Source organism: Faecalibacterium sp., assembly GCF_052358865.1.
GTDB classification, from domain to species: Bacteria; Bacillota; Clostridia; order Oscillospirales; family Ruminococcaceae; genus Faecalibacterium; species Faecalibacterium butyricigenerans.
Map to the genome: position 1 here is coordinate 1 of NZ_DAWCVJ010000081.1, position 10,139 is coordinate 10,139.

The 10,139-nt window shown below is 62.8% G+C and carries 7 protein-coding genes and 1 other annotated feature; of the genes, 2 read left to right on the top strand and 5 right to left on the bottom strand.

Going from position 1 to position 10,139, the window contains the following annotated elements; translation table 11 throughout:
* Positions 1-148 precede the first annotated feature (148 nt).
* The 5 genes from leuD to ACT8X9_RS11180 form a co-directional block, all read right to left on the bottom strand.
* Positions 149-637 (bottom strand): 3-isopropylmalate dehydratase small subunit, encoded by a 489-nt coding sequence (leuD, locus tag ACT8X9_RS11160; protein WP_444269036.1) that lies wholly within the window; start codon positions 635-637, stop codon positions 149-151.
* Between the two features lie 17 nt (positions 638-654).
* Complete coding sequence (leuC, locus tag ACT8X9_RS11165; RefSeq protein WP_249233578.1) at positions 655-1,914, bottom strand: 3-isopropylmalate dehydratase large subunit; 1,260 nt, start codon at positions 1,912-1,914, stop codon at positions 655-657.
* Positions 1,915-2,129: 215 nt separating this feature from the next.
* Positions 2,130-3,782: a 2-isopropylmalate synthase gene (locus tag ACT8X9_RS11170; RefSeq protein WP_249233579.1), complete on the bottom strand. Its 1,653-nt coding sequence runs from the start codon at positions 3,780-3,782 to the stop codon at positions 2,130-2,132.
* A gap of 325 nt (positions 3,783-4,107) precedes the next feature.
* Positions 4,108-4,371, bottom strand: a binding site (T-box leader).
* A 128-nt stretch (positions 4,372-4,499) separates the two neighbouring features.
* Positions 4,500-6,275 carry an ABC transporter ATP-binding protein gene (locus ACT8X9_RS11175; protein WP_444269037.1) on the bottom strand — a complete coding sequence of 592 codons (1,776 nt, stop codon included), beginning with the start codon at positions 6,273-6,275 and terminating at the stop codon, positions 4,500-4,502.
* Positions 6,272-8,011 (bottom strand): ABC transporter ATP-binding protein, encoded by a 1,740-nt coding sequence (locus ACT8X9_RS11180; RefSeq protein WP_444269038.1) that lies wholly within the window; start codon positions 8,009-8,011, stop codon positions 6,272-6,274. The genes ACT8X9_RS11175 and ACT8X9_RS11180 overlap by 4 nt, the downstream gene beginning before the upstream one ends.
* 149 nt (positions 8,012-8,160) lie before the next feature.
* On the opposite strand from ACT8X9_RS11180, the gene ACT8X9_RS11185 reads away from it, so the two are divergent.
* A complete protein-coding gene (locus ACT8X9_RS11185; protein WP_444269039.1) occupies positions 8,161-9,222 on the top strand; it encodes an SseB family protein in 1,062 nt (353 codons plus the stop codon).
* A gap of 101 nt (positions 9,223-9,323) precedes the next feature.
* The coding region (locus ACT8X9_RS11190) for an Hsp70 family protein (RefSeq protein WP_444269040.1) at positions 9,324-10,139 on the top strand (816 nt) is incomplete at its 3' end.

Consider the following 10,139-nt stretch of genomic DNA (forward strand, 5'->3'; position numbering starts at 1 on the left):
AAAGTAGCGGGTGCTTTTCTGGTTCTCTTTTGGCACGCAAAAGAGAACTTAGCCTCGCGTAATCGCGCTCTAACCCCGCGCCACAAGCGCGTGAAGCCGTTCATAAGAAAACTTAACCCCGCGAAACCTCACCCCCACAGCAAAAACTTTACTTTTTCGTCAGCGACTTCATCAAGCCGCCATCGGCGATGATCTTCTGGATGAAGGGCGGGAAAGGCTCGGCCTGAAAGGTCTTGCCGGTGGTCTCATCGGTGATGACGCCGGTGTCGAAGTTCACGCTGACGGTGTCCCCTGCACCAATGGCGTCCACCGCCTCGGGGCACTCCATGATGGGCAGGCCGATGTTGATGCTGTTGCGGTAGAAGATGCGGGCAAAGCTCTTGGCGATGACGACCGAGATGCCTGCGGCCTTGATGGCCAGCGGCGCGTGCTCACGGGAGGAGCCGCAGCCGAAGTTCCAGCCGCCCACCATGATGTCGCCCTCCTTCACCTTGTTGATGAAGTCCTTGTCGATGTCCTCCATGCAGTGTGCGGCCAGCTCCTTAGCATTCTGGGTGTTCAGGTAGCGGGCCGGGATGATGACATCGGTATCCACGTTGTCCGGGTATTTAAAAACAGAACCGTTTGCGTTGTTCATGGGTGACTCTCCTTTTCTCAGACCGTGCGGGGGTCGGTGATATAGCCGGTCAGTGCGCTGGCGGCGGCGGTAGCGGGCGATGCCAGATACACCTCGCTCTTGACATGGCCCATACGGCCCACGAAGTTGCGGTTGGTGGTGGAGACACAGCGCTCGCCCTCGGCGAGGATGCCCATATAGCCGCCGAGGCAGGGGCCGCAGGTGGGGGTGGAGACGATGCAGCCCGCGTCGATGAAGGCCGTCGTCCAGCCGCGCAGGATGCACTCCTTATACACAGCCATGGTGGCGGGGATGATGATGCCGCGCACGCCCTTTGCGATGTGCTTGCCCTTCAGGATGTTGTAAGCGGCCTCCATATCCTCGAGGCGGCCATTGGTGCAGCTGCCGATGACCACCTGATCGATCTTGATGTCCTTTCCCTCGCTGGCGGGGTGGGTGTTCTCGGGCAGATGAGGGTAGCTGACGGTAGGTTCGAGGGCCGACAGGTCGATCTCAATGACCTTCTCGTACTCGGCGTCCGGGTCGGCCTCGTAGAACACCGGCTCCCGCTGGCTGCGGCCCTTGAGGTAGGCCTTGGTCACGTCATCCACCGGGAAGATGCCATTCTTTGCGCCCGCCTCGATGGCCATGTTGCAGATGCTCAGGCGGTCATCCATCGACAGCGAAGCGACGCCCGGGCCGGTGAACTCCATCGACTTATACAGCGCACCGTCCACGCCGATCATGCCGATGATGTGGAGGATGAGGTCCTTGCCGGACACCCGCGGGGGCAGCATTCCGGTCAGGACGAACCGGATGGCAGCCGGCACCTTGAACCATGCCATGCCGGTGGCCATGCCGGCCGCCATATCGGTGGAGCCGACACCGGTGGAGAAAGCGCCCAGCGCACCGTAGGTGCAGGTATGGCTGTCTGCGCCAATGACGCAGTCGCCCGCTGTCACGATGCCTTTTTCGGGCAGCAGCGCGTGCTCGATGCCCATCTGGCCCACATCATAGAAGTTGAGGATGTCGTACTTGTTGGCAAACTCGCGGCACTGCTTGGACTGGGTCGCGCTCTTGATGTCCTTGTTGGGCACGAAGTGGTCGAGAACGATGGCGATGTGCTCTTTGTCGAACACGCCGTCAAAGCCTGCCTTCTCGAACTCGTTGATGGCCACCGGTGTGGTGATGTCGTTGCCCAGCACGATGTCGAGCTTGGCGTTGATGAGCTGGCCCGCCTTGACCTCGGCGAGGCCCGCGTGTGCGGCCAGAATTTTCTGCGTCTGGGTCATTCCCATGATGGTACTCTCCTTTTATCGTAGCTTGTTCTCTATGGTCAGTCTCTCCTCTGTCCAACCTCTCAGCCGCCTGCGGCGGCAGCTCCCCTAGTAGGGGAGCCTCTGGCGAAACCGTTTACTTTGCGGGGACTGCCAAGGCCTCCCCTCGATAGGGGAGGTGGCATTGCGAAGCAATGACGGAGAGGTTGTACAGAGCTGCCCCTTATTTACTCTCGTTACTTATTATTGATGGCACTCACCAGCGCGTGCACACCGGCGACGATGATGTCGGTGTCGGTGCCTGCACCCCATGTGACGGTGCCGTCGCCCCACTCGAGGCCCACATAGGAAGCTGCGCGGGAGGTAGAGCCTTCGTCAAGGCTGTGCTCCGAATACGTTTCCAGATGGAACTCCATACCGGTGGCGCTCTGGATGGCGTTGGCCACGGCATCCAGACGGCCATTGCCCACCGAGGTGATGACCTTGCGCTGGCCGTTCATGTCCAGCGTGACGGTGGCGGTGATGCCGTTGACCTGCGCAAAATGGGCCTCGACGACGGACAGGGGCTTGGTCTTGTTGAGGAAGACCTCCTCAAAGATGTGGAGCACCTCGCCTGCGCTCAGCTCCTTGTGGCTGTGGTCGGACACGCTCTTGACCTTATAGCCCAGCGCCTCCCGCATCTTGGCGGGCAGGTTGTAGCCGTAGTTCTGCTCCAGCACGAAGCCGATGCCGCCCTTGCCGCTCTGGCTGTTGATGCGGATGACGTCGGCGTCGTAGGTGCGGCCGATGTCGTGGGGGTCCACCGGGATGTAGGGGCAGGTCCAGCGGTGGTCGCCCTTCTCCTTGCGGTAGGCCATTCCCTTTGCGATGGCGTCCTGATGGCTGCCCGAAAAGGCGGCAAAGACCAGCTGACCGGCGTAGGGGGTGCGCTCATAAATGTGCATCCGGGTGACACGCTCGTAGGTGGCGCAGATGGCAGGCATATCGGAGAAGTCCAGCTTCGGGTCTACGCCGTGGCTGTACAGATTCATGGCGAGGGTCACAGCGTCCACATTGCCAGTCCGCTCGCCGTTGCCGAAGAGGCAGCACTCCACCCGCTGTGCGCCTGCCAGAACCGCCAGCTCCGCGCAGGCCACGCCGGTGCCGCGGTCGTTGTGGGGGTGGGTGGAGATGATGACGCTGTCGCGGTACTTCAGGTGCTTGTCGCAGTACTCGATCTGGTTGGCGTAGACATGGGGCATACTCATCTCCACCGTGACCGGCAGGTTGATGATCATGGGGCGGTCGGGGGTGGGCTGCATGATGTCCAGCACCGCGTTGCAGACCTCCACGGCGTAGTCCACCTCGGTGCCCGTGAAGCTCTCGGGGCTGTACTCGAAGAGGAAATTGCCCTCGTACTCCTCGCTCAGCTGCTTGACCAGCTTTGCGCCGTCCACGGCGATCTGCTTGATCTCCTCCTTGGACTTATGGAACACCTGCTCACGCTGGGCGACGGAAGTAGAGTTGTAGAAGTGGATGACGGCCCGGGGTGCGCCCTTGACCGCCTCGAAGGTGCGGCGGATGATGTGGTCACGGCACTGGGTCAGCACCTGCACGGTGACGTCCTCGGGGATCATGTTTTTCTCGATGAGGGTGCGGAGGAACTCGTACTCTGTCTCGCTGGCGGCGGGGAAGCCCACCTCGATCTCCTTGAAGCCGATCTTCACCAGCATCTGGAAAAATTCCAGCTTTTCCTCAAGGCTCATGGGGACGATCAGGGCCTGATTGCCGTCCCGCAGGTCCACGCTGCACCATGCGGGAGCTTTCTCGATGTGGTCCTTCTTGACCCAGCTGTCATAACCGGCGGGCACGGGGTAATATCCCGGTGCGTATTTGGTAGCGTCCATCATTTTGTTTTCCTCCGTTTTTCTGTATCAACCTCTCAGTCTCGCATTCGCTCGACAAGGCCGGGTTGCGGCCCCCAGCATCCGCTTCGTGCTTTGATAAGCACTCGCGTCTTGCTGGCCGCGGCCCCAACAACGACTCCCTGTTTCTGCCACTGGCAGCGGTCGTCGTCGTTGCCCCTACCGAGGGGAGCCTCTGGCGAAGAGGGAAAGCTTTCCGGAATGCCAAGGCCTCTCCTCGATAGGAGAGGTGGCACGCCGTAGGCGTGACGGAGAGGTTGACTCCTGTTAACAAACGAAAAGGCTCCCGTCTCTCAAAGGACGAAATCCCCTGAGAGACGAGAGCCTGTAATTTCTGTTACAGGGCACCCGTGGTACCACTCTCTTTGCTGTGCTCAACACACAGCCGCTCTGCACGATCGGCTTTTTGGGGCGAATCGCTGCCCGGATAACGGTGGGCTTCCGTCAGGGCCTACTGTCTGCTTCAGCCCTGCCGCTCAGGGGCCAGTAACCGAAACCCTCTGCACCGCCTTGCACCACCCGGCGGCTCTCTGCACGCAGAAGAAAATCGTTTTTTCCCCGTCAACGCATTTGCGCTTTGTTCAAAGTGACCTCATTTTAGCAAAACCTGCCGCCCCTGTCAAGAAGTTTGCCTCATGACGAAGCTGAAACGATTTCATGTGAGCGGCGGTGAAATTTTCCAAAATTTGCGTTTCTCCCCGCTCAGGTCTCCACGCCCTCGAACTGGCTGTTGTAGAGCTTGGCGTAGAAGCCGCCCTGTGCCAGCAGCGTGTCGTGGTCGCCCTGCTCCACGATGTGGCCGTCCTTCATCACGAGGATGACGTCGGCCTCCCGGATGGTGGACAGGCGGTGTGCCACGATGAAGCTGGTGCGGCCCTGCATCATCCGGGCAAAAGCCGCCTGAATGCGCACCTCGGTGCGGGTGTCGATGGAGGAGGTGGCCTCGTCGAGGATCAGCATCGGGGGCAGGCAGAGCATCACGCGGGCGATGCAGAGCAGCTGCTTCTGGCCCTGACTGATGTTGCCGCCGTCCTCGGCGATGACGGTGTCATAGCCCTCGGGCAGGCGGCGGATGAAGCTGTCGGCGTGGGCAGCCTTGGCTGCGGCCACCACCTCGTCGAGGGTGGCGTCCGGCCTGCCGTAGGCGATGTTCTCCCGCACCGTACCGGCCCGCAGCCAGGTGTCCTGCAGCACCATGCCGTAGCTGCCCCGCAGGGAGGCGCGGGTCACATCCCGGATGTCGGTGCCGGAAACTTTGATGGCACCGCCGTTGACGTCATAGAACCGCATGAGCAGATTGATGAGGGTGGTCTTGCCGCAGCCGGTGGGGCCGACGATGGCGATGCGCTGGCCGGGCCTGACGTCCAGAGACAGCCCCTCGATGAGCGGGCGGTCGGGCAGGTAGCGGAAGGAGACGTCCTCGATCTGGACGTGGCCGTCCGGCTCGAGCCGGGCAGCGTCTTCGGCTTCGGGACACTGGTCCTCGGCGTCCAGCAGCTCGAACACCCGGGCCGCGCAGGCCAGAGCGTTCTGCAGCTCGGTCACGACGCCGGAGATCTCGTTGAAGGGCTTGGTGTACTGGTTGGCGTAGCTCAGGAAGATGCTCAGCTGGCCGATGGAGATGCCGCCGCCCACCGCGTAGAGTGCACCCACGAGGCCGACGCCTGCGTAGACGATGTTGTTGACGAAGCGGGTGGCGGGGTTGGTCAGGCTGGAGAAGAAGATGGCCTTCAGGCTCACGTCCTGCAAGCGGCCATTCACCTCATCGAAGGCCGCAAGGCTCTGGGCCTCATGGCCGAAGGCCTGCACGACCTTCTGGCCCTCGATCATCTCGTTGACGAGGGCGGTCTGCTCGCCGCGGACGGTGCTCTGGCTCTGGAAGTAGCCATAGCTGCGCTTGGCGAGGAAGCTGGCCACCACGAGGCTCAGGGGGGTGATGCAGACCACTACCAGCGTGATGGGCACATTCTGCCGCAACATGAACAGCAGGGTGCCGAGGATGGTCAGCACGCCCGAGAACAGCTGGGTGAAGCCCATCAGCAGGCCGTCGGCGAAGGTATCCACGTCGGCCACCATCCGGCTCACGATGTCGCCGGAGGGGTGGCTGTCGAGGTAGGAGAGGGGCAGGGTCTGGATCTTCCGCATGGCGGCGTTTCGCAGGTCGCGGCTGACCGCGAAGGTGATGCGGTTGTTGCAGACGCTCAGCAGCCACTGCGCAAAGGCGGCGGTCACGGCCACAGCCACGATCTCATACACGATGCGCAGCACGCCCGCGAAGTCCACGTTCCCCTTGCCCAGCATCATATCGATGGCGTCGCCGCAGAGGATGGGGATATACAGCTGGGCCGCGACGCTCACCGCCGCCACGATGAGGCTGCACCCCACAAAAAATCCGTAGGGCTTTATCTTCTGGAGCACCCGGGTCATGGTGGCCTTCTGCTGCTCAGGGGTCAGCCTGCTTTTTGCTTTTGCACTCATTTCTGCGCATCCCCTTTCTTGAACTGGCTCTCGTAAATTTCACGATAGACCGGGCAGCTGTCCAGCAGCTCGGCGTGACGGCCAAGGCCCACCATACGGCCGTCGTCCAGCACGATGATCTGGTCTGCGTGCTGCAGGCTGGCGGCACGCTGGCTGACGATGAAGACGGTCAGAGCGCCCGGCAGCGCGGCCAGCGCCTTGCGCAGGGCCGCATCGGTGGCGTAGTCCAGTGCACTGGCGCTGTCGTCGAGGATGAGGATGTCGGGCCTGCCCACGAGGGCGCGGGCGATGGTCAGGCGCTGTTTCTGGCCGCCGGAGAGGTTTCGTCCCCCCTGCTCCACCGGTTCATCGAGGCCGAGGGGCTTGGACCGGACGAACTCCGCAGCCTGCGCCGTCTCCAGCGCGGCCCAGAGGTCAGCCTCGGAGGCGTTCTGGTTGCCCCAGAGCAGGTTCGAGCGGATGGTGCCGCCGAAGAGCTGGGCCTTCTGCATGACCACGGCCACCCTGCCCCGCAGGTCGGCCCGGGAGTACTGCCGGACGGGGCGGCCCATGATCTCCACGCTGCCCTCGGTGGCGTCGTAGAAGCGGGGGATGAGGCTGATGAGGCTGGATTTGCCGCTGCCGGTGCCGCCGATGACGCCGATGGTCTGGCCGCGCTTGGCCGTGAAGCTGATGTCGGAGAGGCTGGGTGCGCCTGCGCCCTGATAGGTCAGGCCCACATGGTCGAAGCGGACGGCGTCGCCGGCCTTTTCCGCCGGGACTTCACCGGCAGGCTCCTGCGGGAACTCCATGCCCGGCTCGGTGTCCAGCACGGCCTGCACACGGCCTGCACAGGCCAGCGCCTTGCTCACCTGCACGATGAGGTTGGCCAGCTTGACCAGCTCGATCAGGATCTGGTTCATATAGTTGACCAGCGCGATGACGTCGCCGGAGGCCATGCCCCCGATGTTGATCTCGATGCTGCCCACATACAGCAGCGCCACGATGGCGAGGTTGATGATCACATAGGTCAGCGGGTTCATCAGGGCGGAGATGTGGCCGACGTGGAGCTGCATCTTCGTCAGCAGCTCGTTGGCGTCCTCGAAACGGTCCACCTCGGTCTTCTCCTTGTCGAAGGCGCGGACGACGCGGACGCCGGTGAGGTTCTCGCGGGTCAGGCCCAGCACGCGGTCGAGCCGCGCCTGCACCGCCTTATACAGGGGTCGGGTGATGACCATGACGCCGAAGACCACGACGCTCAGCAGCGGGATGGCCACCACGAAGATGAGGGCGGCGCGGAAATTGACCGTAAAGGCCATGACCATCGCGCCGAACACCACGAAGGGACTGCGAAGGAACAGCCGGAGGAAGAGGTTCAGGCCGCTCTGCACCTGATTGACGTCGCTGGTCATCCGGGTGATGAGGGTGCTGGTGCCCATGGTGTCCATCTCGGTGAAGCTCAGGCGCTGGATGTGCTCAAACAGCGCGTGGCGCAGGCCGGTGGAGTAACCCACCGCAGCCTTGGCCGAGAAATACTGGGCGGTCAGGCTGCAGACAAGGCCCACGAAGGCCAGCAGGAGCAGGATGCCGCACCGCACGAGGATGTAGCGGAAGTCGTGGGCTGCGATGCCCACGTTGACGATGTCGGCCATCACAAGCGGCACGAACAGGTCAAAGGTGGCTTCCAGCATCTTGAAAAGCGGCGCAAGCACGCTCTCGCGCTTGTAGCCGCTGAGGTAGCGAAGCATTTTATTCAAGGCTCGATTCTCCCTTTCTCTGATGTATTTCAGTCAAAACAGTTTTTATTATAGCGCATTCCAAACCAGAATGCCATGTTTCCGATTGAGAAAAACGGAAAATCCTGCTATACTGGAAAGGAATCTCAAACGAAAGAATGGTGGATGCTATGGCAAAGGATGGAACAGCACGGCTGCGGCTGCGCCCGGTGGGCGCGGCAGACCGCAAAAAGCTGCCGGAGTATGGGCCGCTGGGCACAGGCTGCCCCGCCGTGGAGCGGGCAGTGGCTGCGCTTTATAAGGGCCAGAACGAGGAGAGCTTCTGGGCGCTGATGAACGCCATCAACTATGCCCTCGAGCTGGACACCCGGGTGCTGGTGCCGCTGGAAGCCTCGTCCGACCAGCCGGACGGCGCGGCCCCGTGGGCCGAGCACCCCGTCCCGGCGGAGAAGGCCAAGGACCTGCCGTTCTGGACCCTGCACACCCAGAAGGGCCGGTGCTATCTGCCCCTCTTCACCTCGGTGCGGGCGGCGGAGGCCGACAAGGGCACCGCCAGCCGCCCTATGGCCGAAATGCTTCTGTCTGCCGCCATGCAGTCGGCGCTGGACTCTGACCACATCGACGGTGTGGTCATCGACCCATGGACAAGCTCGGCCACGCTGGACTGTTCGCTCCTCAACGGCCTGCTCCATGCCGGCCGCGACACCAGCGAGCCGGGCGAAGAGGAGCTGCGGGCCGGGAACCGGGCTATGGCCGAGGGCCGCTGGGACGACGCGATGCACTTCTATCAGCTCTCCGCCGAGGAGGGCTGCGCCGAGGGCCTCGCCATGATGGGCGAGCTGCTCTACGAGGGCAAAGGCTGCCGCAAAAGCCCCGCGCAGGCCCGGAAGTTCTGGAAAAAAGCCGCCGATGCCGGAGACGTAGCCGCATGGGTGGCGCTGGGCGACGACGCCATGGTACAGGGCAAGGGCGTGGGCGCAGCCCTGCGGGCCTACCGCAAGGCCCAGAAGCTCTGCGCCTCCACCCCCGACATCGCCTATATGCCGCAGGTCTGCCTCCGGGTGGCCCAGTATGAGACGCAGTATATCTCCCGCAGGCAGGCGCTGGCCCAGCTGGCCGAGGCAAAACAGGGCTTCCTCATCCGCCAAAAGGAGGGCGACGAGACGGCCCGGAGCTGGCTGGATGAGACCGAGCGCGTCATCCGCCAGCTGCTCGAGAACGAGTCGGGCTGAAACACAAAATCTTTACAAATGCTCCAAGGAATCGTCATACGGAACCGATATGATACCTATGAGAAAATATGCGCGTCGCAAAAACAGAGAGGACGACCAGAATGAGCAAAGTGATCGGTATTGACCTTGGCACCACCAACAGCTGCGTAGCCGTGGTGGAGGGCGGCAAGCCCGTCGTTATCACCAACGCAGAGGGCGAACGCACCACCCCCAGTGTGGTGGCGTTTACCAAGGACGGCGAGCGGCTGGTGGGCGGCGCAGCCAAGCGCCAGCTCGCCGCCAACTCCGGACGGACGGTGTCCAGCATCAAGCGGCATATGGGCAGCGACTACCGCGTCCACATCGACGGCAAGGACCTGACCCCGCAGGAGATCAGCGCCATGATCCTGACCAAGATCCGCCGCGACGCCGAAAGCTATCTGGGCGAGCCGGTGACGGAGGCCGTCATCACCGTCCCGGCCTACTTCGACGACAGCCAGCGCAAGGCCACGCAGGACGCGGGCCGCATCGCGGGCCTGAACGTCCTGCGCATCATCAACGAGCCGACCGCCGCAGCCGTGGCCTACGGACTCGACAACGAAGCACCCCAGAAGATCCTGGTCTACGACCTCGGCGGCGGCACCTTCGATGTCTCCATCATCGAGATCGAGGACGGCACCTTCACGGTGCTGGCTACCGGCGGCGATACCCGTCTGGGCGGCGACGACTTCGACCAGCGCATCGTGGAGTACGCGGTGGCAGAGTTCAAGAAATCTGACCGCATCGACCTCTCCCGCGACCCCGCCGCCATGGGCCGCCTGAAGGAAGAGGCCGAAAAGGCCAAGAAGGAGCTGTCCAGCGCCCTCTCGGCCCAGCTCAATCTCCCCTTCATCGCGGTGGGCAAGGACGGCCCCCACCACCTCGACCTGACCCTCTCC

Coding starts and splice junctions, on each gene's coding strand:
- ACT8X9_RS11175 (WP_444269037.1), bottom strand. CDS start 6,275: ATGAGTGCAAAAGCAAAAAGCAGGCTGACCCCTGAGCAGCAGAAGGCC.
- leuC (WP_249233578.1), bottom strand. CDS start 1,914: ATGGGAATGACCCAGACGCAGAAAATTCTGGCCGCACACGCGGGCCTC.
- ACT8X9_RS11185 (WP_444269039.1), top strand. CDS start 8,161: ATGGCAAAGGATGGAACAGCACGGCTGCGGCTGCGCCCGGTGGGCGCG.
- ACT8X9_RS11170 (WP_249233579.1), bottom strand. CDS start 3,782: ATGATGGACGCTACCAAATACGCACCGGGATATTACCCCGTGCCCGCC.
- leuD (WP_444269036.1), bottom strand. CDS start 637: ATGAACAACGCAAACGGTTCTGTTTTTAAATACCCGGACAACGTGGAT.